The organism is Rhizobium sp. 25PS6 (assembly GCF_032464655.1).
Classification (GTDB): domain Bacteria; phylum Pseudomonadota; class Alphaproteobacteria; order Rhizobiales; family Rhizobiaceae; genus Rhizobium; species Rhizobium laguerreae.
The window spans coordinates 146306-171875 of sequence record NZ_JAWDIV010000005.1; the positions used below are offsets into that span (position 1 = coordinate 146306).

The 25570-nt window shown below is 59.8% G+C and carries 26 protein-coding genes; 14 read left to right on the top strand and 12 right to left on the bottom strand.

The window, feature by feature from the left end; genetic code table 11:
* Positions 1-8: 8 nt before the first annotated feature.
* The 4 genes from RWK44_RS09295 to RWK44_RS09310 all read right to left on the bottom strand — a co-directional run bounded on the left by RWK44_RS09295 (position 9) and on the right by RWK44_RS09310 (position 2724).
* The gene (locus RWK44_RS09295; RefSeq protein ID WP_131665188.1) at positions 9-281 is read right to left on the bottom strand and encodes a hypothetical protein; all 273 of its coding nucleotides are present in this window, start codon (positions 279-281) and stop codon (positions 9-11) included.
* Positions 278-685, bottom strand: a complete 408-nt coding sequence (locus tag RWK44_RS09300) for a DUF2325 domain-containing protein (RefSeq protein WP_131665189.1) — start codon at positions 683-685, stop codon at positions 278-280. Before RWK44_RS09300 ends, RWK44_RS09295 begins: the two co-directional genes overlap by 4 nt.
* A gap of 107 nt (positions 686-792) precedes the next feature.
* Entirely contained in the window at positions 793-2145 is a 1353-nt protein-coding gene (locus RWK44_RS09305; protein WP_222011519.1) for an energy transducer TonB family protein, read from the bottom strand.
* 156 nt (positions 2146-2301) lie between these two features.
* A complete protein-coding gene (locus RWK44_RS09310; RefSeq protein WP_131665237.1) occupies positions 2302-2724 on the bottom strand; it encodes a hypothetical protein in 423 nt (140 codons plus the stop codon).
* Between the two features lie 177 nt (positions 2725-2901).
* On the opposite strand from RWK44_RS09310, the gene hemP reads away from it, so the two are divergent.
* The 7 genes from hemP to RWK44_RS09345 all read left to right on the top strand — a co-directional run bounded on the left by hemP (position 2902) and on the right by RWK44_RS09345 (position 7920).
* Positions 2902-3084 (top strand): hemin uptake protein HemP, encoded by a 183-nt coding sequence (gene hemP / locus RWK44_RS09315; RefSeq protein ID WP_029872401.1) that lies wholly within the window; start codon positions 2902-2904, stop codon positions 3082-3084.
* Between the two features lie 8 nt (positions 3085-3092).
* Positions 3093-4142 carry a hemin-degrading factor gene (locus RWK44_RS09320; RefSeq protein ID WP_077979068.1) on the top strand — a complete coding sequence of 350 codons (1050 nt, stop codon included), beginning with the start codon at positions 3093-3095 and terminating at the stop codon, positions 4140-4142.
* Between the two features lie 11 nt (positions 4143-4153).
* Positions 4154-5083, top strand: a complete 930-nt coding sequence (locus RWK44_RS09325) for a heme/hemin ABC transporter substrate-binding protein (protein WP_077979069.1) — start codon at positions 4154-4156, stop codon at positions 5081-5083.
* Positions 5084-5085: 2 nt separating this feature from the next.
* Positions 5086-6198 carry a FecCD family ABC transporter permease gene (locus tag RWK44_RS09330; RefSeq protein ID WP_316028705.1) on the top strand — a complete coding sequence of 371 codons (1113 nt, stop codon included), beginning with the start codon at positions 5086-5088 and terminating at the stop codon, positions 6196-6198.
* A 24-nt stretch (positions 6199-6222) separates the two neighbouring features.
* Entirely contained in the window at positions 6223-7017 is a 795-nt protein-coding gene (locus RWK44_RS09335) for a heme ABC transporter ATP-binding protein (protein ID WP_316028706.1), read from the top strand.
* 147 nt (positions 7018-7164) lie between these two features.
* Complete coding sequence (locus RWK44_RS09340) at positions 7165-7509, top strand: hypothetical protein (protein WP_316028707.1); 345 nt, start codon at positions 7165-7167, stop codon at positions 7507-7509.
* 9 nt (positions 7510-7518) lie between these two features.
* On the top strand, positions 7519-7920 hold the full coding sequence (locus RWK44_RS09345) for a hypothetical protein (protein ID WP_027663891.1): 402 nt from the start codon (positions 7519-7521) through the stop codon (positions 7918-7920).
* Between the two features lie 365 nt (positions 7921-8285).
* Here the strand turns inward: RWK44_RS09345 and RWK44_RS09350 are convergent, their stop codons facing one another.
* Complete coding sequence (locus RWK44_RS09350; protein WP_003542247.1) at positions 8286-8843, bottom strand: RNA polymerase sigma factor; 558 nt, start codon at positions 8841-8843, stop codon at positions 8286-8288.
* Between the two features lie 9 nt (positions 8844-8852).
* On the bottom strand, positions 8853-9059 hold the full coding sequence (locus RWK44_RS09355; protein ID WP_024319398.1) for a NepR family anti-sigma factor: 207 nt from the start codon (positions 9057-9059) through the stop codon (positions 8853-8855).
* A 153-nt stretch (positions 9060-9212) separates the two neighbouring features.
* On the opposite strand from RWK44_RS09355, the gene RWK44_RS09360 reads away from it, so the two are divergent.
* The 6 genes from RWK44_RS09360 to treZ all read left to right on the top strand — a co-directional run bounded on the left by RWK44_RS09360 (position 9213) and on the right by treZ (position 16656).
* On the top strand, positions 9213-9395 hold the full coding sequence (locus tag RWK44_RS09360; protein WP_155247516.1) for a hypothetical protein: 183 nt from the start codon (positions 9213-9215) through the stop codon (positions 9393-9395).
* A 33-nt stretch (positions 9396-9428) separates the two neighbouring features.
* On the top strand, positions 9429-10223 hold the full coding sequence (locus tag RWK44_RS09365) for a response regulator (RefSeq protein ID WP_020051313.1): 795 nt from the start codon (positions 9429-9431) through the stop codon (positions 10221-10223).
* 193 nt (positions 10224-10416) lie between these two features.
* Positions 10417-11412: a sensor histidine kinase gene (locus tag RWK44_RS09370; protein WP_206116930.1), complete on the top strand. Its 996-nt coding sequence runs from the start codon at positions 10417-10419 to the stop codon at positions 11410-11412.
* A 408-nt stretch (positions 11413-11820) separates the two neighbouring features.
* Positions 11821-13182, top strand: coding sequence for an NAD(P)-dependent oxidoreductase (locus RWK44_RS09375; protein WP_222011521.1), 1362 nt, complete (start codon positions 11821-11823; stop codon positions 13180-13182).
* A 15-nt stretch (positions 13183-13197) separates the two neighbouring features.
* Entirely contained in the window at positions 13198-14511 is a 1314-nt protein-coding gene (gene preA / locus RWK44_RS09380) for an NAD-dependent dihydropyrimidine dehydrogenase subunit PreA (RefSeq protein WP_316028708.1), read from the top strand.
* 156 nt (positions 14512-14667) lie between these two features.
* Entirely contained in the window at positions 14668-16656 is a 1989-nt protein-coding gene (treZ, locus tag RWK44_RS09385; protein WP_316028709.1) for a malto-oligosyltrehalose trehalohydrolase, read from the top strand.
* Here the strand turns inward: treZ and RWK44_RS09390 are convergent.
* The 4 genes from RWK44_RS09390 to RWK44_RS09405 form a co-directional block, all read right to left on the bottom strand.
* Entirely contained in the window at positions 16653-17489 is an 837-nt protein-coding gene (locus tag RWK44_RS09390; RefSeq protein ID WP_025395659.1) for an SIR2 family protein, read from the bottom strand. The genes treZ and RWK44_RS09390 overlap by 4 nt on opposite strands.
* 337 nt (positions 17490-17826) lie before the next feature.
* Positions 17827-18261: a DUF6766 family protein gene (locus tag RWK44_RS09395; RefSeq protein ID WP_077979075.1), complete on the bottom strand. Its 435-nt coding sequence runs from the start codon at positions 18259-18261 to the stop codon at positions 17827-17829.
* 90 nt (positions 18262-18351) lie between these two features.
* Positions 18352-19359: a TIGR03885 family FMN-dependent LLM class oxidoreductase gene (locus RWK44_RS09400; protein ID WP_131639720.1), complete on the bottom strand. Its 1008-nt coding sequence runs from the start codon at positions 19357-19359 to the stop codon at positions 18352-18354.
* Positions 19356-20999 carry an alpha-amylase family protein gene (locus RWK44_RS09405; RefSeq protein ID WP_221942965.1) on the bottom strand — a complete coding sequence of 548 codons (1644 nt, stop codon included), beginning with the start codon at positions 20997-20999 and terminating at the stop codon, positions 19356-19358. The genes RWK44_RS09400 and RWK44_RS09405 overlap by 4 nt, the downstream gene beginning before the upstream one ends.
* 180 nt (positions 21000-21179) lie before the next feature.
* Between RWK44_RS09405 and RWK44_RS09410 the strand changes: the two genes are divergently transcribed.
* The gene (locus tag RWK44_RS09410; RefSeq protein WP_222011523.1) at positions 21180-22865 is read left to right on the top strand and encodes a glycoside hydrolase family 13 protein; all 1686 of its coding nucleotides are present in this window, start codon (positions 21180-21182) and stop codon (positions 22863-22865) included.
* 168 nt (positions 22866-23033) lie between these two features.
* On the opposite strand, the gene RWK44_RS09415 is transcribed toward RWK44_RS09410, so the two are convergent.
* The gene (locus RWK44_RS09415; RefSeq protein WP_316028710.1) at positions 23034-24044 is read right to left on the bottom strand and encodes an SDR family oxidoreductase; all 1011 of its coding nucleotides are present in this window, start codon (positions 24042-24044) and stop codon (positions 23034-23036) included.
* Between the two features lie 470 nt (positions 24045-24514).
* Complete coding sequence (ftrA, locus tag RWK44_RS09420; protein ID WP_221942977.1) at positions 24515-25516, bottom strand: transcriptional regulator FtrA; 1002 nt, start codon at positions 25514-25516, stop codon at positions 24515-24517.
* Positions 25517-25570: the final 54 nt, after the last annotated feature.

The window sequence follows — 25570 nt, forward strand, 5'->3', positions numbered from 1 at the left end:
GAATCTCCCTACTCTTTCTTCTTGCCCGCCCTTGCAGAACGCAAGGGAAAGGCGAGAACATTATCGCCGTTTGCCGCTGCTGGGCCAAGCGGTCTTGTTGTCGCTTCCCCGGGCATGCGCGCTTCCCAGGTCGGGAATAGCGTCACATTCTGGTAGATCTGCTGGCGTTCGGCATGCTGCTGGAAAAGTTCGTAGAGTTCGGGCACGAGGCCCTCGCCTGTCTGCGCGGCGAGCTTATGCAGGCCGATCATGGCGAAGCCGTCGGGGCGCTGGTCGTTCATCGGGAATTGTCTCGTTCGTTCATCGTCTGCAGCGCACGTTCCAGGCTGGACTTGCTGCCGTTGCGAAGCGGGATGAAGGTCTTGCCGAATTTCTTGCAGCCGGTCTTCACACGCAGGCAGGCATCGTGGCTGATACAGTCGATCGGGCAGAACACGCAGTCGACCGAGGGAAGCACGGTATCGATGCGGGAAACCGCTTCACGCAACCCGCCATCATGATGAATGAGCTCGGCGCCGAAATTGCTGCAGATCTGGCGAAGATGCGCCACCTGGCAGTCACGGCCACCGACATAGAGGAAACTGCGGCCATCCAGTTTGGATCGCCCGAGGGATGCCTGACCGGCGTCCTCGCCCGCGTTATCGCGGACCTCCCGGTTCAAACCCTTCTTGCCCTTGCGAGCCATATGCCACCCGTTCGCTCGTTGATCGTCACACGATTCCTGCGTGTGCGGGTGGACTTTATTAAACTTGATTTTTAGAGTAAAGTATAAAGTTGATTATTTTTATCATATTATCGTGGCGCGACCTCGATAGGCGCTGACATGGTCATCGCCTGCCCACCGGGCGGGGGGCTGAAAGGTGCCGCACGACGCACCGCATCGAGAGCAAGCTGATCGATCTCCGGAACGCCGGACCCACGCGAGACACGAGCGGAGGTCAGGCCGCCGCCGCCGTTGACTGAGAAGGTGACAACAACGCTGCCTTCGACATCTCGGGGCTTCCTGATCGCACGCCGAATACGGCTACGGACCTTGCCTGTATAGTTTGCGGTCGCGGCCGTCCCCACACCGTTATTGCCGTTGGCGGCCTGCGAACTGTTGTCGGATTGCGCCGATGAATTGCCTTCGGCGACGCCACGCGTTGACGTCTGCTGCCCCTCTCCCTTGTCGCCAGCGGCCTTCTGCGGCGGACGCTTCTTCTCGACCGGCTTGGGCTTTTCCTTTGCCACTTTCGGCTTTGGCGTCGGCGTTACAGCCTCGGGCGGCTGTTCCGGTTCCGGCTGAATTTCTGTCGTTTCTACGGGCTTCACCTCCTGTGGAGTCTCCGCGACTTCCGGCAGGGTTTCCGCAGGTTGCACCTCGCTTGGCTGTACCTCGGATGGCTGCACTTCAGGCGGCACTGCGTCGAGCGGCAACTGCTGCTGTTCAGCAACGACCGTCGACATTGGTTGCGCGACGGACTCCTCCGCCGGCACCTCGGACACCAGAATCTCCGGCTCGACGGCCGCGGCCGTTTCGGGCGAAACGCGCGTCACTTCCGGTGCCGGCGCCTGCTGAATAGGATCCTGCGCTTCGAAGGGCGAAACTTCGGTCGGCTGCATGGTTTCCGGTTGAACTTCCGCCGTTTGCGTCGGCTGGATCGTGTCAGGCTGCACTTCTTCGGGAATGATTTCCTGCTGGATGGTCGTTTCGGTCTCGCCGGCCGCAGCCTGGTCGATATCGGAATCGCCATACATGACGACGCTCATCGCCTGACCGGCTTCTTCGATTGCCTCCTCCGGAGCTTTGGGGAAAGCAATCAGCAGCACAGCCGCCAGTGTCGCGTGAAAGATCAGCGAGCAGATGCAAGTCAGCGCCACCCGTCGCCGCACCGGCTTCTTCTCGTCCCCCTGCTTTTCCACCGCCGCATCCATCGGCGGCGCAGGGACAGAGGCAGTCGGTTCGGTTTCCGGATGATCGGGAAAGGAGGGTATCTGCGCGAAGCGCGCGTAGTGGACCACCGCCTCGCCGGCCGGCTGCCGCTGCACATTGCGCAGGTCGGAAAGCTCGTGGCCGGGATGCATGTTGTTGTCGTTCAGACCGCCGTCAGCGTCCGGCTCCCCGATGAGCACCTGTCTCGATCTGGTCTTCGCTGAAATTGCCATCTTATGCCTCGGACAGTCTGGACATGCCCGCCGGGATTCATCCCCGGCGTATTCTCAGAGCAATTCCAGGAAAAGTGCGAAGCGGTTTTCCGTCCGGAATTGCGTCAAAACAAAAGGTTAGAGCGGTTCTGCGCTTCCCTCAAAAGCTGAACCGCTCTAGCCCTCGAAGGGAACCGAAATCTGCGAGCGGGTGACGAGACCCTTCATGCATTCGCCTGCCGCCGGGCCGTCGCAGACCGGCGTGTCGTTGATGATGATGCGGGTGACCGTCTCGCACTTCACATTCGGCATATCGAACTGGCGCACGCGCTTCTTGCCCTGCGGCAGATCGCGGAAGTCGAGCACGGTGATGCGGTCGACGGCATTCCTGTCGTTGAAAAAGGCGAGCTCGAAGGAGATCTTGTTGATCGGGGTCTGGAGATTGTTCTCGGCAACGAAAGTCATCATGCAGCCCTTTTGCGATGGCGCCAGAGCGTTGAGTTCGACATCCAGTTTGGCGGTTCCCTCGTCCTGCGCCTGGCATATGCTTGAAACCGCCATCACCATGCCGGCTGCAACAGCCGCAAACCTAACCGTCATCATCTTCTCCGCCATTGTCGCGAACCGCCGCCAGGCGGCCTCATATCAGCAATCTCAAAAACTTGACTGCAGTAGTCTCCTATTGCGTCTTTAAAAAACTATGAGTATGAAAGTCAAGATAATTGTCATCACAACCGGGGACCCCTGATCACCGGCCTCATGGAATTGCCAACCGAAATGATGGTTGAAAAGCCAGATAACTTTAAGCATGTGCCGCTGCAGAGCGAGCCTGCGGCGCAGCACCGGATCGTCGAAAGCGCGGATCTTTTCCGCGGCACGAACGAGATCATGATAAGACATGGCGGCCTGGTCTATCGCCTGAAGATCACCCGTCAGGGCAAGCTCATTCTCAATAAGTAGGGTAGGACATGACCGAACAGACAAGACCGGCGCCAGCCGAAATCCGTGCGTTTCGCGCCGAGAATCCGAAAATGCGCGAGCGTGATATCGCCGCCCAGCTGAAGATTTCCGAGGCAGCCCTCGTCGCCGCCGAAACCGGCATCAGCGTGACCCGAATCGATGGCAGTGCGCTGAAGCTTCTCGAGCACGTGGCCGGCCTCGGCGAAGTAATGGCGCTGTCGCGCAACGAAAGTGCCGTTCACGAGAAGATCGGTGTCTTCGAAAACATCAAGAGCGGCGCGCAGGCCGCGATCGTTCTCGGCGAGAATATCGATCTGCGCATCTTCCCGAGCCGCTGGGAGCATGGTTTCGCCGTATCCAAGAAGGATGGCGATCAAGAGCGCCTCAGCCTGCAATATTTCGACAAGGCCGGCAACGCCGTGCACAAGGTGCACCTGCGCCCGAGCTCGAATGTCGAGGCCTATCACGCGATCGTCGCCGAGTTGAAGCTGGAAGACCAGTCGCAGGAATTTGTCGAGGCTGAGACCTCAAATGCCGTCGATGAGACCGCCGACGTCAACCGCGACGAACTGCGCGACAACTGGAGCAAACTCACCGATACGCATGAGTTCTTCGGCATGCTGAAGCGCCTGAAGATCGGCCGCCAGGCGGCCGTGCGCACCGTCGGCGACGACTATGCCTGGAAGCTCGACAACAGCGCGACGGCAGACATGATGCATGCCTCGGTGAAATCCGGCCTGCCGATCATGTGCTTCGTCGCCAATAACGGCATCGTCCAGATCCATTCCGGCCCGATCTTCAACGTGCAGCCGATGGGGCCGTGGATCAATATCATGGACCCGACCTTTCACCTGCATCTGCGCCAGGATCACATCGCCGAGACCTGGGCCGTACGCAAGCCGACCACGGACGGCCACGTCACCTCGCTGGAGGCTTACAATGCCGAAGGCGAGATGATCATCCAGTTCTTCGGCAAGCGGAAAGAAGGTTCCGACGAACGGGCCGAGTGGCGCGAGATCATGGAAAACCTGCCGCGGGCAGCAAGTGTGGCCGCATAAGGATCGCTACGATGACGATGCGTAACAATCTGCGCCGGATCCGTCCTTGGGAACTGGCCCTGACGGCGGCCATCATGGCGCTGCCGCTGATCCCGACGGCGCCGACCGTCGAAGGCTTCGCCTTCATCCGCGCCGCCCACGCCGAGGAAAAGAAGCTCGACACGTCGCGCCTGGTTTCGGTCGGCGGCGACATCACCGAGATCGTCTATGCGCTCGGCGAGGAAAGCCGGCTGATCGCCCGGGACACGACGAGCATCTATCCGGAGGCGGCGCTGAAGCTGCCGAACGTCGGTTACATGCGCGCGCTCTCACCGGAAGGCATCCTCGCCATGAACCCGACGGCGATCATCGCCGTCGAAGGTTCAGGCCCGCAGGAAGCGCTGGCTGTGCTGAAGAATGCCAGCGTGCCCTTCGAGACCGTGCCGAGCGCCTTTACCCGCGACGGCATCATCGCCAAGATCGACCGTGTCGGCACGCTGCTGGGCGTGCCCGACAAGGCGAAGGCGCTTGAAGAAAAGGTCGCGGCTGACCTCGATGCGGCGATCGCCGATGCCGAGAAGCGCCCGGAGGCCGAGCGCAAGCGCGTTCTCTTCATCCTCAGCGCCCAGAACGGCCGGATCATGGCATCGGGCACCGGCACGGCCGCCGATGGCATCGTCAAGCTCGCCGGCGCCATCAACGCCGTCGGCGCATTCCCCGGCTACAAGCCGTTGACGGACGAGGCGATCATCGAAGCCAAGCCCGACATCATCCTGATGATGAATCGCGGCGACGGCGCCGGCACCAAGAACGAGGACCTGCTGGCTCAGCCGGCGATCGCACTGACGCCGGCAGGCGAGAAAAAAGCGATCATCCGAATGGATGGCATCTACCTGCTCGGCTTCGGCCCGCGCACCGCAGCCGCCGCGCGTGAGCTCAACACGGCGATCTACGGGGGCTGATCATGGCCCTGCCGCAAGCCATGGTGGAACGAAGGCGACGATTCCCGATGGCGGACATCCGCGAAATCAGGCAGGCGGGCGACAGGACGCGGCTCGCCTTGCTGGCGATCGCGCTGCTCGTCGTCGGCTCGGTCTTTTCGATGCTGTTTTCGGTGACAACAGGCGCCTCGGATGCCTCGATCCTCGACGTCATCAGCAACATGGCCGGCTCCGAGGCGGCGCTCAGCACGCGTGACCGGATCATCATCTTCGATATTCGCCTGCCCAGGGCGATCCTCGGTTTCCTGATCGGCGCTTCACTGGCCGTTGCCGGCACGGTGATGCAGGGCCTGTTCCGCAATCCGCTGGCCGATCCCGGCCTCGTCGGCGTCTCCTCCGGCGCAAGCCTCGGCGCGGTCGCGATGATCGTGCTCGGCGGCGGCCTCGCAGCTCCGCTCGAGGCGCTTCTCGGTATCTACGCTCTGCCGACGGCGGCCTTCGGCGGCGGCCTCGTCACGACGCTGCTGCTCTACAGGATCGCCACCCGTCACGGACAGACCTCGGTGGCGACGATGCTGCTTGCCGGCATCGCGCTTGGCGCACTCGCCCTCGCCATCACGGGACTGCTGATCTACATGGCCAACGACCAGCAGCTGCGCGACCTGACCTTCTGGAGCATGGGCTCGCTTGCCGGCGCCACATGGACGAAGATCGCCGCCGCCAGCCCGATCATCCTCTTGTCCTTCACCGCTCTGCCCTTCATGGCCCGCGGCCTCAATGCCATCACGCTCGGCGAGGCGGCCGCCTTTCATATGGGCGTTCCGGTGCAGCGGCTGAAGAATGTCGCGATCGTCGGCGTCGCTGCGGCGACCGGCGCGTCCGTCGCGGTCAGCGGCGGCATCGGTTTCGTCGGGATCGTCGTGCCGCATATCCTGCGCATGGCGATCGGCCCCGACCATCGTTTCCTGCTGCCGGCCGCAGCTCTTCTCGGCGGCTCTCTGCTGATCTTCGCGGATGTCCTGGCCCGCACCCTGGTGGCCCCGGCCGAGCTGCCGATCGGCATCATCACCGCGGCGGTCGGCGGGCCGTTCTTCCTGTGGATCCTGCTGCGGCAGCGTTCGCGCCTTGCCCTGTGAGTGACCCCTGTGAGTGATATTGCGATGATCGAAGTTTCCGGCGTCTCCGTGCGCCTTTCCGGCAAAACCATCATCAACGACGTCTCCTTCACCGCAAGAGCCGGCGAGCTGACGGCGATTGCCGGGCCGAACGGCTCCGGCAAGACGACGACGATGAAAGCCATCTCTGGCGAACTTGCCTATGGCGGCTCGGTGCGCATCGGCGGCGACGAAGTGAAGGGACTGAAACCCTGGCAGCTTGCCGCCATTCGTGGCGTGCTGCCACAGGCAAGCACCATCTCCTTTCCCTTTACCGTGCGCGAGATCGTCCGCATGGGCCTGACGTCAGGTCTCAACCTGCATCCCGACAAGGCCGAGCAGACGGCGGCGGCAGCACTTGCCTCCGTCGACTTGACCGGCTTCGAAGGCCGTTTCTATCAGGAACTCTCCGGCGGCGAGCAGCAGCGTGTGCAGCTTGCCCGCGTGCTCTGCCAGATCGCCGAGCCCGTCGTCGACGGCAAACCCTGCTGGCTGCTGCTCGACGAGCCGGTCTCGAGCCTCGACATCAGCCACCAGTTGACCATCATGACGCTCGCCCGCGATTTCTGCGAACGCGGCGGCGGCGTCATCGCCGTCATGCACGATCTCAACCTGACGGCGCTCTTTGCCGACCGCATCGTGCTGATGAAATCCGGCCGGCTCGCCGCCGCCGGCAGCATCGCTGAAGTGCTGACGAACGAAGCGATGCTCTCGGTGTTCGGTTGCGCGCTGCGCATCAACCAGGTGCCATCAGACGGCACGCCCTTCGTGCTCGCCCATAGCGCCGTTTCCCGCCCCTAAGCACTGCTCCGGCGGAACTTTTGATCGCCCGGCACGTTTCCGGCATGATCTGGGTCAATGCCGGGCGATATCATTCATGCAACGGACGGTGGTGACCCTCGTGCGAAACAGGCGGGCTTGCGCGCGCCCCAGCCAATGGAGACAGCCATGAGCTATTCTATCTTCCAGTCCGGCCGCAGCCGCCGCAACGGCACCTTCCACAATTTGGAATCCGGCATCGAGGAGCAGATCGAGGCGCTGCGCAACGAACTCGCCGAACTGACGCGCCTCGTCGGCAAGAGCTCACGCCATCAGGGCGAGAAAATCCGTAGCCAGGCCGGTGCCGGCTATGAGGAACTGCTTGGCCGCAGCGAGGATCTGCTGCGCGAATTGCAGCACGGCTATGAGCGTGGAACGACGGAAATGCGCGAGACCGTGCGCAAGCATCCCTTAGCGACCATCGGCGCCGCGGCCGCTTTCGGCCTTGCCATCGCCTTCTTCGCCCGGCGCTGAGGAAGCGCGATGCTCTTACCGATCCTCAGCCTGCTGACGGGCGCAAGCGTGCACCGGACCGTTGCGCGCGCCAAACGCAATGGCATCTTCATTGCGCTTGCCGTGCTCTTCCTTCTCACCGCCTACGCGCTGGCCGTCACCGCCGGCGCCATCTGGCTCGCCGGCATCTACGGCCCGGTCGGCGCTGCCCTCTTTCTGGCCGCGTGCGCGCTGCTGATCGCCATCATCGCCCTGGTGGCGATGTCGATCATCAACGCCCGGGAAGCACGCCGCACCCGCGAACGCCGTGCGGCGCTCGAATCGCTGGCAACGGTCGGGCTCGGTCTTATCCGCGCCCAGCCGCTCCTGACTGCCGGTGTTCTGGCAGCAATCGTCGCGGCCAATCTGGTGGGCTCGAAGCGCGAGGATTGAAGAGGGACTCGCTCTCCTCATTATGCATACTCGCCACGAAAATGGAGAGAGTGAATAATTTTCCCCCTCACATACGAGCGGAAAATTAGGCAAGGACGCCCACCTCACACTCCCTCATTCCTGTGCCTGTCACAGGAATCCAGCCACGGCGCGTCTGCGCCGTGAATGAACTCAATAACCGCAAGCGGGAAAAGTCTTTCGCGCCCAAGGACTTGGGCGCACTTGATTCCTGTGACGAGCACAGGAATGAGGATGGAGAGGTGGTGCCCCCGCGAAACAATCCACCGCCGTAACATTGTTCCCGACAACGCAAAAAAGCCGGCGCCCCGAGCGGCGACCGGCTTTCCTCCTAAATATAACCCTCTTCAGAAGGCAAAAGCCTTCGATGTCAGCGGCGCCGAGGTGGCGTCGGGGCCGAAATCAGCTTCGCCTGATATCTGCAGCAATTCCTGCAACCGCTGGCGGGCACGGTTGACGCGGCTCTTGATGGTACCCACGGCACAGCCGCAGATTTCGGCCGCCTCTTCGTAGGAAAAACCCGAGGCGCCGACGAGGATGATCGCCTCGCGTTGATCTGGCGGCAGCTGGTCGAGCGCCTTCTTGAAGTCCTGGAGATCGAGCGCGCCATATTGCGAGGGGTGCATCGCCATCGATTCGGTAAACAGCCCGTCGCTGTCCTGCACTTCGCGGCCGCTCTTGCGCATCTGGCTGTAGAGTTCGTTGCGCAGAATCGTAAAGAGCCAGGCCTTCATATTGGTGCCCATCTCGAAATGATCCTGCTTGGCCCAGGCTTTCATGATGGTGTCCTGGACGAGATCGTCGGCACGGTCGTGCCGCCCGATGAGCGAGATCGCGAAGGCGCGAAGGCTTGGGAGTGCCGCCAGCAGTTCCCGCTTGAAGCTGGGTTGCGATTTGTCTTCCATGCGACGATCCTATTCGGCCATCTTGGCAGAAGCCATCATTTCAGCATGGTCAAGCTTTTCGAGAAGGTCGAGAAAACGATCGGGAATCGCCTCATCCTGTGCAGCCGCATAGAGCGACCGTAGCCTGACGCCGATCTGATTGTTCGGGTCCAGGATGTCGCTTGCCCGCAGCTCCAGCTTTCGCTGGTCGGCTGCTTCTTTCTTGCGTGTAGTCATCAATTCGTCTTCTCGCCGGTTGTCTGTCCAGAGCATGATGCCGAAAAGTGGGAGCGGTTTTCGGACGACATCATGCTCTAACTTGCTAATTTAGAACAGGATTCAGATTTTAGGCCGACCCGGCCTAAAATCATCCTGTTCTAGGGGGCGTGGATGGATCAAACACGATTTCAACCATCGACATCGAACGTTCCATTGTCGATGTCGCTGGCATTTGCTGTTGCATGGGTCAAAACGCTACGCCCTTTCTTCGTCGGCTGGAATAATGCGGCGCAACGAAAAAAGTTCCTGCCGTTCCGGAACTTTTTTATCAAGGCGGCGTTAACCGCTCATTGAAGCCAATGCCGGCCTGTATGCAGGAGCCCATTAATGACACTTTCTACTCGGATTGCGCCGCACCTTCCTTATCTGCGCCGCTATTCCCGCGCCCTTACCGGCACTCAGACTTCGGGCGACGCTTATGTCGCCGCCGTTCTCGAAGCCATTATCGCCGATCTGTCGATTTTCCCGGATACGGCGAATGACCGGGTCGCACTCTACAAACTGTTCACGCAACTGTTTGGTTCCACCGCAGTCCAGATTCCAGAGCCGACTTCGCCCTATGCCTGGGAGCAGCGCGCCACGCTGAACCTTTCCAAGGTGTCGCCGCGCGCCCGTCAGGCATTCCTACTGGCTTCCGTGGAGAATTTCCGCGTCGCCGAAATCGCCGAAATTCTGGAAACCGAAGAACGGGATGTCATGCATCTGCTCGACGTCGCGTCGCAGGAGATTTCCCGTCAGGTCGCAACCGATATCATGATCATCGAAGACGAACCGCTGATCGCCATGGATATCGAGCAGATGGTCGAGAGCCTCGGCCATCGCGTCACCGGCATTGCCCGTACGCATGCCGAGGCCGTGGCGCTTTACAACAAGACCAAACCGAGCATGGTGTTGGCCGACATCCAGCTTGCCGATGGCAGCTCCGGTATCGACGCAGTCAACGACATCCTCAAGACGTCGAGCGTGCCGGTGATCTTCATCACCGCCTTCCCGGAACGGCTTCTGACCGGCGAGCGCCCGGAACCGACTTTCCTTGTCACCAAGCCGTTCAATCCCGACATGGTCAAGGCATTGATCAGCCAAGCTCTCTTCTTCAATGAATCGACCAGAGTAGCCGCCTGAGACGCAATTTTCCGGCCTTCGGAACTAAATCGCCAAAGCATGCGTTCCGGTGCTACCGGGACGCTCCGGTGGCTTTAACGGTTTTTTGCAGCGCTTTGTTCTAGATTTGGCAGGCGGTGTCTGGAAGGGCGCTCCCTTCAGCGACGTTCAAGATGTCACAAGGAAAGGCGGCCGAGTGAATACGACTGAACCATTGTCCGGCATGCCTTTTACCTTCGAAGGCAAAGCCGCAATGATGGAACGCGCGCTCGGCAGCGCCGGGATTTCGATCCTCTGCCAGGACGCCCGACTGTCGATTTTCTACGCTGAAAATCTGCCGCCGCATTTTGCAGCACTCTTTGCGCCCGGCAGCAGCGACGCTGTCCTCTTTGGCGATGCGCACGGCCGATATCTGACGGCGCTGAAGCACAAGGTGCTGGAAACCGGCATCCCCAACAATGCCGAGGTCGAGATCGACGTCGACGGCGAAAGGCGCACTTATGAACTGAAGATCCAGCGCACCGGCGGACGCGGCGAACATGGACTTCTGTCCGTCATGGCTGAAGTCACCGAAAGCCGGCATCGCGAAAAAGTTCTGAAATCGCTGCTCCGCGAACTCTCACACCGCTCGAAGAACCTTCTCGCCATAATTCAGGGCATTGCCACCCAGACGGCCCGCAACACGCTCTCTCTCGACAGCTTCCTCCTCAAATTCCGCGGACGGCTGCAATCGCTTTCCAACTCGCAGGACCTGATTACGGATTCGAGCTGGCGCGGCGCCTATCTCTTTGAACTCGCCGAAAAGCAGTTTGCTCCCTATTGGCCGGAGACGGCCGGCTCCATGCCGATCTATGGCATCAACGCTCACCTGACGCCGAATGCCGCCGTGCATCTCGGGCTTGCCCTCCACGAACTCATCGTCAACTCTGCCTCCTTCGGCGCGATATCAGGCGGCGCCGCCTCCATCACGCTGAATTGCCGCGAAGCCATGATCAACGACCGGAAGGCGATCGAAGTCGCCTGGGCGGAAGTTCTGCATAATCAGGCAGAAGTCCACGAATTCAGCGACAACAGCTTCGGCCGCACAGTGCTGGAGCGTGTCGTGCCTTCGTCGGTCAACGGCAAGGCGGAGTTGAACCTCGTTCCCGGCCGCATCGAGTACCGTCTGACCATTCCGGAAACCGAATTCGAGATCTTCAAGCGAGTGTGAAAGCCCTGGAGACAGCCTTAAACGGAAAAACAGCCGGTGCGAGGGCGGCGCACCGGCTGTCTTCACTCACCGGGAGGGGACCGTGAGTACGTCCGGATAGTGGGTTGGGGGCGCGCATGTTGGGTCGATGCGATCACCATCCGGATATCGCAATAACGGCGACATCAAACTTTGGTTCCCTGCCATCCAAAAAAAATTCGGCTTTTTTGAATCTTTTTTCGGATGCCCTTCCCTCGTCGCGCGCTCAGCCGTTTCACCGATGCAGACGGATTAAATTCTTCCAGCAAAAACAGTGGATTGCTTGCGGGATTACACGCAAAAATCGTCAAAATTTTACCGTTTGATAAATTTTTAAACCTGAGTTACGCTTTCCCTCACAGGCCGTTTACCAATAATGAGGGAACTTCAATGGAACGACTGGAAACCGGGATTCATCCTGGCCGGCTTTCGCCCGCCGAGTATGAGGCTAATTTTTCCGATCTTCATCCGCGCCTCGATAGTCATGAGGCGCTGGTCGCCGCTGACCGCTGTTATTTCTGTTATGACGCGCCATGCATGACGGCCTGTCCCACCTCGATCGACATTCCGCTGTTCATCCGCCAGATTTCGACCGGTAATCCAATCGGCTCGGCAAAGACGATCTTCGACCAGAACATCCTCGGCGGCATGTGCGCCCGCGTCTGTCCCACCGAAGAACTCTGTGAACAGGCCTGTGTGCGCAACACGGCTGAAGAGCGGCCGGTCGAGATCGGCCGCCTGCAGCGTTATGCGACCGATGCCGCCATGCAGGCGGGCCGGCAGTTCTATGCCAGAGCCGAACCGAGCGGAAAGACGATCGCCGTCGTCGGCGCAGGCCCGGCCGGCCTTGCCGCCGCCCATCGCCTGGCAGTGAACGGCCATTCCGTCGTCATCTATGATGCCAGGGAAAAATCCGGCGGTCTCAACGAATACGGGATCGCCACTTACAAGACCGTCGACGACTTCGCCCAGAAGGAAGTCGATTACGTCCTTTCGATCGGCGGCATCGAGGTTCGGCATGGGCAGCGTATCGGCCGCGATTTCTCGCTTTCCGATCTGCAGGCGCAATATGACGGCGTCTTCCTCGGTATCGGCCTTGCCGGTGTCAACGCGCTGCGCATCGAGGGCGAAAACCTTGCAGGCGTCGATGACGCCGTCGATTTCATCGCCGCACTCCGCCAGGCCGAAGACAAAAGCGACATCGCCATCGGCCGCCGCGTCGTCGTCCTCGGCGGTGGCATGACGGCGATCGACGCTGCCGTGCAGGCAAAGCTGCTCGGCGCCGAGGAGGTGACGATCTGTTACCGCCGTGGCAAGGAGCACATGAACGCCTCCGAATTCGAACAGGATCTGGCAAGCTCCAAGGGCGTTATCATCCGCCACTGGCTGGCGCCGAAATCGATCCTTTCGCAAGACGGCAAAGTCGCCGCGATCGAGGTGGAATACACCAAAATCCTCGACGGCCGCCTCGTCGGCACCGGCGAGACAGGCGTGATTGCCGCCGATCAGATCTTCAAGGCGATCGGCCAGAGCTTTGACGCCTCTGCTCTCGGTTCGCTGCGCATGGAATCCGGCCGCATCGCCGTCGATGGCGAAGGCCATACCTCGCTCGACGGCGTCTGGGCCGGTGGCGACTGCGTCTTCGGCGGTGACGATCTCACGGTTTCGGCGGTCGCCCACGGTCGCGACGCGGCTGAATCCATCCATCGTGCCCTCACTGCAGCAGCCGCTCCGGCTGTCGCCGTCGCTTGAAGGGGAGAATGAACAATGGCTGATCTCCGTAATAATTTCGTCGGCATCAAATCCCCGAACCCGTTCTGGCTGGCGTCTGCGCCGCCGACCGATAAGGCCTACAATGTCGAGCGCGCCTTCAAGGCCGGCTGGGGCGGTGTGGTCTGGAAAACGCTGGGCGAGGAAGGCCCGCCCGTCGTCAACGTCAACGGCCCACGCTACGGTGCGATCTGGGGCGCCGACCGCCGCCTGCTCGGTTTGAACAATATCGAACTCATCACCGACCGCGACCTCTATACCAACCTGCGGGAAATGAAGCAGGTGAAGATGAACTGGCCGGACCGGGCGCTGATCGCCTCGATCATGGTGCCCTGCCAGGAAGAGGCCTGGAAGGCAATCCTGCCCTTGGTTGAAGAGACCGGCGCCGACGGCATCGAGCTCAATTTCGGCTGTCCCCACGGCATGTCTGAACGTGGCATGGGTTCGGCGGTCGGCCAGGTGCCTGAGTATATCGAGATGGTCGTGCGCTGGTGCAAGCAGTACACCCGCATGCCGGTCATCACCAAGCTGACGCCCAACATTAGCGATATTCGCCGCCCGGCCCGCGCCGCCAAGGCCGGCGGCACCGATGCCGTGTCGCTGATCAACACGATCAATTCGATCGTCTCCGTCGATCTCGATAACTTCGCCCCCAACCCGACGGTCGGCGGCAAGGGCAGCCATGGTGGTTATTGCGGCCCGGCGGTAAAGCCGATCGCGCTCAACATGGTGGCCGAGATCGCCCGCGATCCGGAAACCTACGGCCTGCCCATCTCGGGCATCGGCGGCATCACCACCTGGCGGGACGCTGCCGAATTCCTTGTCCTCGGCGCCGGCAACGTCCAGGTCTGCACGGCGGCGATGACCTACGGTTTCAAGATCGTCCAGGAGATGATCACTGGCCTCTCCGACTGGATGGACGAGAAGGGCCACCGAGACCTCGACGACATTACCGGCCGCGCCGTCCCAAATGTCACCGACTGGCAGTATCTAAATCTCAACTACATCGCCAAGGCGAAGATCGATCAGGACGCCTGCATCAAATGCGGCCGTTGCTACATCGCCTGCGAGGACACCTCGCACCAGGCGATCACCAACTTCGTCGATGGCGCTCGCCATTTCGAGGTGATGGACGAGGAATGCGTCGGCTGCAATCTCTGTGTCAGCGTCTGCCCGGTCGAGAACTGCATCACCATGGAACAGCTTCCCGCCGGCACCCTCGACAAACGCACCGGCCGGGTCGTCGACCCGAACTATGCCAACTGGACTACGCACCCGAACAACCCGATGGCGCGTCAGGCGGCGGAGTGAGGACTTGCAATGCCGCGGACAAGCTCGGTTCGCGGTATTGCCCTGTACCGCAATGCAAGTTTCGGGCTTGATGGGCGGCTCCAAAGGTGGCGAAAGGCGATTACGGGGACATCATAAGGCTGCCGAAGTTAGCGCAGGCGATTCCACGAGAGAGCCATGCACGACCACTCAAGCAGCGAAAAGTCGGAAACGATGCGTCCCCGTTCGCGCCAACGCCTCCCGATCGGAGCGGAGGTTGATGCCGGCTGCGTTTCGTTCAGGCTATGGGCCCCTGCCAGAGAACGCTGTTTCCTCGTGATCGAGGGAAATTCCCAACATCAGATGACGGCGGAGGACGGCGGCTACTTCTGCCTCCATCTGCCCGGCCTGGATGCAGGGACGCGATACCAATTTCACTTTGGAGACGCGGATGATCTTCTTGCCGATCCTGCCTCGCGTTTTCAGCCGGATGGCCCATCGGGGCCATCAGTCGTCGTGGACCCGGCGCGGTACCAGTGGAGTGATCACGATTGGCAAGGAATGCCCGCCTTCGGAGCTGCTCTCTATGAGATGCACATCGGCACCTTCACAAGGGAAGGTACCTTTGCGGCAGGCCGGGAAAAGCTGGAAAGACTTCGCGCTATCGGCATCAACTGCCTGGAAGTAATGCCGATAAATGAGTTTGAAGGCGAATTCGGCTGGGGTTACGACGGCACCTTGCTCTACGCTCCGACCCGGCTCTATGGAACACCGGATGATGTGCGCGGTTTCGTCGACGAAGCCCACCGGATCGGCATTGGGGTGATCCTCGACGTCGTCTACAATCACTTCGGTAAGGGCGAGCGTTTTTGCGAATTCACGCCAGACTATTTCACAGAGCGTTACTCGAACGAATGGGGCAAGTCGATCAACTTCGACGGTCCGAACAGCCGTGGCGTTCGCGAATATGTCGCGAAGAACGCGGCCTACTGGATCGATGAATTCCACTTTGATGGACTGCGTATCGACGCCACGCAGGCCTTGTTCGATTCGAGCCACGAACACATCATCACCGTCATTGCGAGGGAGGCTCGGGCAGCAGCGGGACAGCGGCAGATCTACCTCGTGAGCGAAAATGAGCCGCAACAAACCAACATGGTGCGGCCGGCTGATGTGGGAGGGCATGGGCTGGACGCCTTATGGAATGACGATTTCCACCGCTCCGCGACGGTGGCGCTAACCGACCGCAGCGAAGCCTATTATCATGATCACCGCGGTACGGCCCAGGAGCTCGTTTCTGCCGCCAAATATGGCTGCCTGTTTCAGGGGCAGCGATATGATTGGCAGGATAAATCGCGTGGAACGGCTGGGCTCGACCTCAAGCCGTGGAATTTCGTACACTTCCTCCAGAATCACGACCAGGTCGCCAATTCCGGCACAGGCGCCAGGATCGGCCAGATAACATCGCCAGCCCGCCTTCGGGCTCTGACGGCGCTCCAACTGCTGGGGCCGCAAACGCCCATGCTTTTTCAGGGGCAAGAATTTGGTTCCTCTTCTCCGTTCTATTATTTCGCAGATCACCAAGGGGAAATCGCCGACATCGTCCGGCAGGGGCGGCGCAGTTTCATCAGCCAATTCCCGAACCTGAGGGATGAAGAGCTCATTAGACAGTTGGCGGATCCGTGTGCTCGCACGACGTTTGAGAAGGTGAAGCTCGATTGGGCTGAATGGGAGAGGAACGCGGCGCTCGTGCTGCTTCATCGCGACCTGCTGAATCTACGTCAGACAAACAAGGCATTTTCTCGCCAAGCCTGCGCTCGTGACGGCCAAATGGACGGTAATATTTTGTCCAGCTCCGCCTTCCTCCTGAGGTTCTTCGCGGGGAAACCGTCGGACGAAAGAATATTGTTGATCAACTTCGGCAATGACCTCGTGATCGATAGTCTGCCGGATCCGCTTTTCGCTCCACCAGAAGCTCACCAATGGCATCTCTCTTGGTCGAGTGAAGATGCCACCTACGGTGGCAGCGGACGCCGCCCGTGTGATTTTCGGAAGCGTTGGGTATTGAACGGGGATATTGCCCTGGTCCTCGCCCCACTAAAACTCCAGAATCGGCAAAACGCCTCAGCAATGCCTATAGAGGACTGGCAAGCCGGCATCTTGCGAGCCGGGGACCCCGGCACCTAACTGCGGGCCTTCGCGTTTCGTCGTTGAAGCAGACGTTCGAGAAAATGAGAGAGGGAGTCGCCTGAACTCTCGCCATCGCCGCTGAGGACAGTAACGCCCCACCTCTTCAGAACATGCACCTGAACTTCGGTCGGCTCGTGCATGAAGAGAAACAGCGGCGGCCGGTGTCGGTCTAGTCCGGTTCGCCGCCATGTCGACCACAGGTGATGGAGCAAAAAGCGAATGTTCAGATCGGACATGCTGTAGCCGATAAACAGCAATGTCGAGGCGAAGGCATCGCTCCTGAATTTAATGTCCAAAGGAGCATCAAAGGACAGGCGATCGAAGTAATCCGACTCTGTCAGCACCAGTGTGTCCGGATCGGAGAAATCGCCGTGGTATTTGACGATTTGAGTTTTGCCGACCGGCGCGGTCGCCATGTCTTTCGCGCTTGTGATCCGCGTGAATGGCCGCCCGAACGTCTCATAGGACATTTCGAGATTTGCATCGTAATTAGTGGTGTAAACGAGAGGAAAATCCAATTCGACGATGAGCCGATGCAACTCCGATGTCCTCAGTTGCTCCGGCAAAATCTGCCACTCGCATTTCATCCATTCGACCAATTGAGACAATGAACCGTGCTTCAACCGGTAATATTCGGCAATTTCCTGGTAGGTCGTGCCGTGGGCGGCGGCGAACGAGGAAGGCAGGCCGAGGTCCGTCAACATGTGGTCGATGAGGCAGGTCCACGACGGCAAACCGACGCTCATCGATATTCCTGCCCCAACGAACAAAATGGCCTGCCGGCGTTCAAGCGCGCTAGCGATCGCCAATATCTGTTCATCGTGTGGCACGAATCCTCCTGACTGCCGTAGATCGAACGTGGTCCGGAGAGAGTTGTTTCCGTGCGCTAGCGTACCTCCGTGGGGTGCTTTAAAGACTTTGCGCAGGAAGAGCCGTGGCCGCTTTCGATTTCCTTGGCGCGCATGACTGCTGTCCTCCGCAATCCGTCACCACGCAGCACGGTTCGCGCCTCTCTCGGCGGGTCCGGCTGCAAGGATGCGGCAGCTTCGTGGTCCGCCTGAGCCTGCCCAGAGCAATTCCAGGAAAAGTGCGAAGTGGTTTTCTGTCCGGAATTGCGCGAAAACAAAAGGTTAGAGCGGTCCTGCGCTTCCATGAAAAGCTGAACCGCTAAGTGGCGTCGCCGATCCTCTGTGGGCCTCTGCGCGTTTCTAAGTCGTGGGCGTACGGTCCCGCATGTCCGCCGGTTCTCATGAAGTGCTTGTCGATTTCGGCAATGATCGCATCAGCCTTCTCTCCGGCATTTAATCTGATCAGAGCGTCCAGCTTCGCTTCGGTACGGTCATCGTTTTCCTTCGAAGACGGAGATCCGATATAGAGAAAGTAGGCAAGACCGACGACCTGCCAGAGCAATTGCAGGAATTCGGACTGCCAATTTTCAAAGGTGTCTCTGCCCATCTCCATGAGATAGGCATTAACATCAGGCACCTGACCGTGGTTCTGCTGCTCGCCGACAAAAGCAAACCAACCAAATAACCAATGGCCGGTGAGCGAAAATAGAAAGAAGCCGACGGTGATCCAGGCGTAGGCGTATTTCTTGAACATGATACCTCCTTTGGACAGCTGGGGCGGCGAGTGCGAAATCAGCCGCATTTGTTGATCCTCATCAGCTAATCCCCTGGCCGGCCCTTCAAGTTATTCCCCTAGGGAGCTCGATGCCGCAACCGGTGTGCCAGTCCTGAAGGCGGGCAGGACCTCGCGTCCGAAGGCTTCGATGAACTCGCGCTGATTGCGCCCCACATTGTGAATGTAGATTTCTTCAAATCCCATCTCGACATCGGCTTTTAGCCACTCGACATGCTGTTGCGGATCGGCCGAGATGCGCACATGCTCATCCATATCTTCCGGCCGCACCTTCAGACACGCCTCATCGAACTCCTCGGGCAAACGAAGGGTTTCCGAGATCGCAGCAGAAATTGCGTTGCTTCGCCACTGCTCGAAAGCGCTTGCTCTGGCTTCCTCTTCGGAGCCGGCATAGGAAATATGCGTTTGTAAGTAGAGCGGCTTTTGCTGCCCGCCGCCACGCCGGAAGGCGTCGACGACTTTGCCGAGCTTGTCGGGCGGCTGATTGATGGTGATAAGCGCATCCGCCCAGCCTCCCGCCCACTCGGCCGTTTCTGGCGAAAGAGCGCCGGCAACAATGCGCGGGACCTCATCAGGGAGAGTATGGACGCGGGCTTGATCGACTTTGATGGGCTCTGCCCGACTGACAAGCTTCCCCAACCACAAGTCCCGCATGATCTCTACCGCCGCCTGCAGCCGTTCATTTCTTTCGGCCTTGGAAGGCCAGCGTTCACCGATGACGTGTTCATTCATGGCCTGCCCGCTGCCCACCGCTATCCACGGCAACCGTCCCGAAAACATTTCCGCGATCGTCGCGCCGGCCTGTGCGGTAATCGCTGGATGATAACGCCAGCCCATAGGGACTGTTATGATACCGAAGGGAATAGATCGCGTGGCCTGGAGCGCCGCCCCTAACCAAGCCCAAGCGAAGCCCGACTGACCCTGCCTCTCACTCCACGGCGTCAGGTGATCGGACGACATCACGGCACCGAAACCCGCAGCTTCCGCAGCCTGCACATATCCGAGAAGCTCGCTTGGCGAAAATTGTTCATGGGACGCGTGATAACCGATGAGCGTCATGATCCGTTACCCACGGAAATAAACCAGTGATAGGCATAGGGCTCGAGTTCCAGGCGTGGCTGGATGGCGCCAGCGTACTCCACCTCGCCGATCAGATCTCGAAACTTCCCAGGCTGCATTCCGCCAAAATTGATTTCCGTCTTAATACGCCGGCCAGCAAGGTTGTGAACGAGCAACAGAAGCGACCCGGCGTCTTCAAAGCCGTGGACTAAAACAGCCGGATCCTCGGCGCTCAATCTCACCAGCCGCCCCTTCGTGAAGATCGGTTGGTTCCTGCGAAGAGAAATAAAGCGCCTGATCCCGTTCAACAGGGAATTTGGATCGTTGGATTGGTCGGCAACATTGACTTTTTTGTAGGAAAACGGTCCCTCCGCGACGATCGGCTGACACAGTTTTCCGGCGTTGGCACCGGAGAAACCGGCATTCGTTTCCGCCGACCATTGCATCGGTACCCTCACTGCATTGCGTCCGGGCTGGGAAAGGTCCTCGCCGATACCGATCTCGTCGCCGTAGACGATAAGCGGCGGCCCGCTCAGCGAAAAGATGATGCTGAAGGCGAGTTCGGTTCGTCGTTGGTCGCCGTTCAACATGGGCGCAACGCGACGGCGGATGCCGCGGCCGAATGCCTGCATCTCTTCCTTCGGCGCGAAGGCGTCGAAGACGTTCTTCTTCAAATCCGCAGGAACCCGGGAAAAATCGAGCTCGTCGAGATTGCGCAGGAAATTGACCCACGCGCAACCGGGCGGTGGCTCCGGAAGCAGGCTCAGTCCCTGATTGATCGAGGCCGCGTCTTCCCCAGCGAAGCCTGCGAAGAGATAGCAGGCGAGCATGAAGTTGAGCAGAAGCTGGAGTTGGTCTCCTTCCCCAAAATAGGCATCGGAAGCCTCCGGCGGAAGATTGACTTCACCAAGGAGCACACCACCCGGCCGCCTGCTTTGTAGATAGCTGCCGATCTCCCTTAGGATACCATGTGGATCACGAGGATTGGCATGCTCAAGTCCTTTATCGGCAATGATAAGCGGCGCGGCGTCAAGCCTGAACCCGCTGACCCCGAACGCGATCCAGTAGTCGACGATGCGCAAGATCTCTTCGCGAACCCGCGGATTAGCAGCGTTCAGTTCAGGCTGAAACTCATAGAAACTATGGAAATAATAGGCCCTCGCCACTTCGTCATAGGTCCAGAGGCTGTCCACTTCGCCCGGAAAAATCGACTTGGCCCCGGAAGCGACAGGCGGAGGATCGGCGCTCCAGACATAATAACTGCGGTAGCGCGTCTCGTCGTCCCGCCTGGCGGCCTGGAACCAGGGATGCTGATCGGATGTATGATTGACGACGAGATCGATGATCACCCGAATCCCATGCTCACCGGCGCTGTGCAGAAATGTCAGGAAGTCGTCAAGCGTTCCGACCTTTGGGTTGATCGAATAGAAATCGCTGACGTCATAACCATTATCGCGATCCGGACTGCGATAAAACGGCAGGAGCCAGATGCATGTGATTCCGAGTTCTGAAAGGTAGGTCAGCTTTTCAGTCAGGCCCACGAAGTCGCCAATGCCGTCGCCATTTCCATCGGCGAATTTCTCGACATCGATGCTGTAGATCACTGCCTCCTCATACCAGCTGCTGCTTCGGTTCGGCACCGCGACGGTCTCCCGATAATCTCTGTTGCCACCCCTTCTAACGGTTCCGGAACGAGGGGGTTCCTCGGATTGCGCCAAGTCCACGGGTGCCGGGGGAAGCGGAAGGAAGGTCTGCGCCGGTGGAACCTGCAGACATCACCGGTGTTTTCCGAATATCCCGAACAGATAGGAAAGCCTCCGATGGATGACTCCACGACACCGCTGGCAAGTCCCGAGCGATCACCTCTCCAACCGAAATGGTGGCATACCGCAACTGTCTACCAGGTCTATCCGCGCAGCTTCTGCGACTCGAACGGCGATGGCATCGGCGATCTCCCCGGCATCACCTCAAAGCTCGATTATCTCAAAAAGCTCGGGATCGACATCATCTGGCTGTCGCCGATCTACAAGTCGCCGATGGACGACAATGGTTACGACATATCCGACTATCGGGACATCGCCTCCGAGTTTGGCACGCTCGCAGATTTCGACCAGTTGGTGGCGGATGCAAAAGATCGAGGAATCGGCATCATGCTCGACCTCGTCGTGAACCACACCTCCGATGAGCATCCGTGGTTTCTTCAATCCCGTCAGGGTTCGGACAACCCATTCCGCGACTTCTACATCTGGCGAAAGCCTGCGCCGGGCGGAGGACCGCCGAACGGCTTGAAGTCCTCCTTCGGCGGGCCGGCGTGGACGCTGGACCCCGCAACGGGCGAATATTACCTGCATATGTTTTCCCGCCGTCAGCCGGACCTCAATTGGGAGAACGAGAGGGTACGGGCGGAAATCTATGACATGATGAACTGGTGGCTCGAGCGCGGCATTGCCGGCTTCCGTATGGATGTCATTGATTACATCGGCAAGCAGGTGGACCGGGAGCTCATCAAGGACGGACCGCATCTGCACGACTATTTGCAGGAGATGAATGCCAGGACGTTTGGCAGCCGCGACATTCTTACGGTTGGTGAAGCCTGGAGCGCCACTCCCGGCGCGGCCCTCCTCTATTCCGGGCGTGACCGCCAAGAACTGTCGATGATCTTCCAGTTCGAGCACGTCACCCAGCAATGGGACACGGTCTATGGGAAATGGCGCCCGAAACCGCTCGACCTTGTCAATCTCAAGACGGTCCTCAGCAAGTGGCAGCTTGCCTTGTCCGAAGATGGGTGGAATTCGCTCTTCTGGGGCAATCACGATCTGCCACGCGCCGTCTCGCGCTACGGCGATGTCACCGGCTATCACGTGGAGTCCGCCAAGATGCTGGCGACCGTGCTGCATCTCCTGAAAGGCACGCCTTTCATCTATCAGGGTGAGGAGATCGGCATGACGAACGTCCCGTTCACCTCCATCGAACAGTACCGGGACATCGAAACCCTCAACATGCACAGGCTGCACGTGGAGGCCGGCCTTTCCCCAGAAGAGTTTATTCGCGGAGCAAACGAGAACGGCCGCGATAACGCCCGCACACCGATGCAATGGAGCGCGGCCCCTTATGGCGGTTTCTCGACCGGCGTGCCCTGGATCGAAGTCAATCCCAATTATCCGAAGGTCAACGCTGAAGCGGCCATTAGGGACGAGAGCTCGATCTGGAACCACTATCGCAAATTGATCGCTCTCCGGAAGACGTGCCCTGTCATCGTATACGGGGAATACCGATCCTGGCTCGACCAACACCCTGATGTCTTCGTCTATACCCGTACATTCGACAGGACTCGGATGATCGTCGTCGCCAACTTCACCCCACGGCACATTGCGCTGAGTTTGCCATCGGAGCTCGGCATGAACGGAGAATGTCTCATCTGCAATTATGAACCGGTGAACATGATCAACGAGACCATTGAACTCAGCCCATACGAGGCCTTCGCCATAGCGTCTAGAACAGGATGACTTTAGGCCGGGTCGGCCTAAAATCTGAATCCTGTTCTCAATTCAAGAGTTAGAGCATGATGTCGCCCGAAAACCGCTCATAGTTTTCGGCATCATGCTCTAGGTGAAGCTGGTATCCGATCACAGTTGCTTGGGCTTTTGCTGTGCTCGAGGCTGGGATCTTCTCGGCTATCGCAAGCGCCGGGGCAGAGAAAGAGGCTGGCGCCGGCTGCCCCTCGATGCTATGGCCGCGCCGATCGCGAAGCAAGCAAGGGCTGCAAGGCCCAGCATCAGAGGCGCCGGCAGCGATGACCGCGAGCGCGAACGTAAACCGCCATCGATATGTGCCGTGTCCTGGGAAGGCCGATAGAGATTACCGTCACTTTTCGCGACAGGTGATGCGCGGTTGAAATAGGCCGCCATGAAGCGGCCGAGCAAACGCGCCGCCAGGTTTGGCGCCAGCAAGTGAGCGAGACGTGTTGCGTTAGTTACGGCGCCAACGGTGGTCGTTGCTCGCGGATGTTTTGCCACCTGGACTATAGCTTCGGCAACGCGCCGAGCATCGATCAGCGGCGGCGGCGCGGAGACCTTCCGGCCGACATAGTTGGCGCCATGCATCAGGCCGGGCGTATCGACGAAGGCGGGGTAAATATCACAGATATGAATGCGAGGCTTATCCGCCACCTCCGCCCGTAAGGCCTCGGAAAATCCGCGAAGCCCGAACTTGCTGGCGCTGTAGGCTGTGGCGAACGGCGCCGCTGCAAAACCGCCGAGCGAAATCATATTGATGAAGACGCCTCTCCCCTGGCGCAGAAACACCGGCAGAACCGCGTGTGCGTCGTTGATATGTCCCAGCAAGTTCGCGCGGATGACCTGCTCATGCGCTTCAATGGGCGTCTCCTCGAACCGACCAACCGCGCCGACTCCGACATTGCTGACCCAGACATCTATCTTGCCGAACGAGGCAGCTTTCGAGGCAAGAGCCTTGACGGCATCGGGGTCGGTGACATCCGCAACAACTGAAGTGGCCTCGCCGCCAAGGAGGCGGCAGCCCTCTGCCACTTTTTCCAACGCGGCACCGTTGCGCGACGCGAGCACCAGCCTGCTCCCCTGCCTGGCGAATGCCTCGGCTGCGGCTTGGCCGATACCACTCGATGCGCCGGTAATGACGACGACAGCATCCTTGAGATTGGTTGTCATAGTCGAAGCGTCCTTCCGATTTACCACTTTCTGCGCAAACAACCCGGCGCCATTGAAGTTCCCGGCCAGCGAACATCGCGCCTTTCAGGCAACTCTTGCTGTCTCGGAGCGTGCTGAGATGTCGCTCATCACCACGCGCCCTCTCGAGATGCGATCGAGAGCGGCCATTTAGAGCCTTTCCGGGTTAGATTGCAGCATTCTGCCGGAGCAGGTTTTCGTCAGGGCAGAGGCGATTGGCGACGGGCATACCCCCAGGTACGTCCGAGCCGATCGCCTTTGATCCTGGCGGAAAGATGCCCGGCCCTTCGGGTTGGCTGAAACGGGCCGGCTGATCGACCGGCCGGCTTGGCCGTAGAGCTTGGCTACGACACGCGCCGGCCGGTCGACCATCCGACTCCGTTTGAGCCAACAGAATGCTTCAATCTAACCCGGAAAGGCTCTAGCTAGGTTAAATGCAGGCAAAGGATGCCTTAGCCACCGAATGATTTTCGATAGGCATGAGGGCTTGTCCCGAGCCGCCTGCGAAAATGATGCCGCATGGTTGCCAGTGTTCCAAAGCCGCTGGCAGCGGCGATGTCATCGAGCGAAACGGCAAGTTCCTTCTCCAGCAGATCGCGGGCATGACGCAGCCGCTCCTTCAGCAGCCATTCGCCGACGCTGAGGCCCGTCGTCGCTTCGAAGCGCCGCTGGAAGGTGCGCATGCTCATGCCCGCTCTTTTCGCAAGCAGGCTGATTGGCTGGTCCTCGGAAAGGCTTTCGCGCATCCATTCGATCAGCGGCCCCAAGCGGATACCCTCGCGTTCCTCGGGAACCGGCGCGTGAATGAACTGCGCCTGTCCGCCTTCGCGGTGTGGCGGCACGACCAGGCGGCGGGCGACGCTGTTTGCGACCTCCGAACCGAAATCGCCGCGCACCACATGCAGGCAGAGATCGATGCCGGCAGCACTGCCCGCCGCCGTCAGCAGGCTGCCTTCGTCCATGTAGAGAACGTCGGCGTCGAGTGCGATGTCGGGATAACGCGCGGCGATCGAGGCGACATAACGCCAATGCGTCGTCGCCCTGCGGTTCGTTAGCAGACCCGACCCGGCAAGAACGGCAACACCTGAGCAAAGTGACATGATCCTTGCGCCGCGTTCATGCGCGGCCTTGAGCGCTGAAACCAGCGGCTCAGGGACGGCGGCATCGATCGACCGCCAACCCGGCACGACGATCAGGTCCGCTTCGTCAAGCACTTCCAGTCCCTTGTCGACTGCCACCGTCAGCCCTCCCGCAGCGCGAAGCGGACCCGGTTCGATGCCGCAAACCGAGAAGCGATACCAGCCTTCGCCCATTTCCGGCCGTGGCAGGCCGAAGACCTCGTAGGCGATGCCGAATTCGAAGGTGCAGAGCCCGTCATAGGCAAGTGCGGCGACCAACGGTCCTTTGGTCTGCTGCGGCGATGAGTTTGGCATGATCTTTACGCTGTCGGTCATGATGGCCAATTTCACAAAGCTCTAGCATCGGCGATACCAGGCGGCAACTTCAGA

Coding starts and splice junctions, on each gene's coding strand:
- RWK44_RS09295 (WP_131665188.1), bottom strand. CDS start 281: ATGAACGACCAGCGCCCCGACGGCTTCGCCATGATCGGCCTGCATAAG.
- RWK44_RS09300 (WP_131665189.1), bottom strand. CDS start 685: ATGGCTCGCAAGGGCAAGAAGGGTTTGAACCGGGAGGTCCGCGATAAC.
- RWK44_RS09305 (WP_222011519.1), bottom strand. CDS start 2,145: ATGGCAATTTCAGCGAAGACCAGATCGAGACAGGTGCTCATCGGGGAG.
- RWK44_RS09310 (WP_131665237.1), bottom strand. CDS start 2,724: ATGACGGTTAGGTTTGCGGCTGTTGCAGCCGGCATGGTGATGGCGGTT.
- hemP (WP_029872401.1), top strand. CDS start 2,902: ATGATGGTTGAAAAGCCAGATAACTTTAAGCATGTGCCGCTGCAGAGC.
- RWK44_RS09320 (WP_077979068.1), top strand. CDS start 3,093: ATGACCGAACAGACAAGACCGGCGCCAGCCGAAATCCGTGCGTTTCGC.
- RWK44_RS09325 (WP_077979069.1), top strand. CDS start 4,154: ATGACGATGCGTAACAATCTGCGCCGGATCCGTCCTTGGGAACTGGCC.
- RWK44_RS09330 (WP_316028705.1), top strand. CDS start 5,086: ATGGCCCTGCCGCAAGCCATGGTGGAACGAAGGCGACGATTCCCGATG.
- RWK44_RS09335 (WP_316028706.1), top strand. CDS start 6,223: ATGATCGAAGTTTCCGGCGTCTCCGTGCGCCTTTCCGGCAAAACCATC.
- RWK44_RS09340 (WP_316028707.1), top strand. CDS start 7,165: ATGAGCTATTCTATCTTCCAGTCCGGCCGCAGCCGCCGCAACGGCACC.
- RWK44_RS09345 (WP_027663891.1), top strand. CDS start 7,519: ATGCTCTTACCGATCCTCAGCCTGCTGACGGGCGCAAGCGTGCACCGG.
- RWK44_RS09350 (WP_003542247.1), bottom strand. CDS start 8,843: ATGGAAGACAAATCGCAACCCAGCTTCAAGCGGGAACTGCTGGCGGCA.
- RWK44_RS09355 (WP_024319398.1), bottom strand. CDS start 9,059: ATGACTACACGCAAGAAAGAAGCAGCCGACCAGCGAAAGCTGGAGCTG.
- RWK44_RS09360 (WP_155247516.1), top strand. CDS start 9,213: ATGGATCAAACACGATTTCAACCATCGACATCGAACGTTCCATTGTCG.
- RWK44_RS09365 (WP_020051313.1), top strand. CDS start 9,429: ATGACACTTTCTACTCGGATTGCGCCGCACCTTCCTTATCTGCGCCGC.
- RWK44_RS09375 (WP_222011521.1), top strand. CDS start 11,821: ATGGAACGACTGGAAACCGGGATTCATCCTGGCCGGCTTTCGCCCGCC.
- preA (WP_316028708.1), top strand. CDS start 13,198: ATGGCTGATCTCCGTAATAATTTCGTCGGCATCAAATCCCCGAACCCG.
- treZ (WP_316028709.1), top strand. CDS start 14,668: ATGCACGACCACTCAAGCAGCGAAAAGTCGGAAACGATGCGTCCCCGT.
- RWK44_RS09395 (WP_077979075.1), bottom strand. CDS start 18,261: ATGTTCAAGAAATACGCCTACGCCTGGATCACCGTCGGCTTCTTTCTA.
- RWK44_RS09400 (WP_131639720.1), bottom strand. CDS start 19,359: ATGACGCTCATCGGTTATCACGCGTCCCATGAACAATTTTCGCCAAGC.
- RWK44_RS09410 (WP_222011523.1), top strand. CDS start 21,180: ATGGATGACTCCACGACACCGCTGGCAAGTCCCGAGCGATCACCTCTC.
- RWK44_RS09415 (WP_316028710.1), bottom strand. CDS start 24,044: ATGACAACCAATCTCAAGGATGCTGTCGTCGTCATTACCGGCGCATCG.
- ftrA (WP_221942977.1), bottom strand. CDS start 25,516: ATGACCGACAGCGTAAAGATCATGCCAAACTCATCGCCGCAGCAGACC.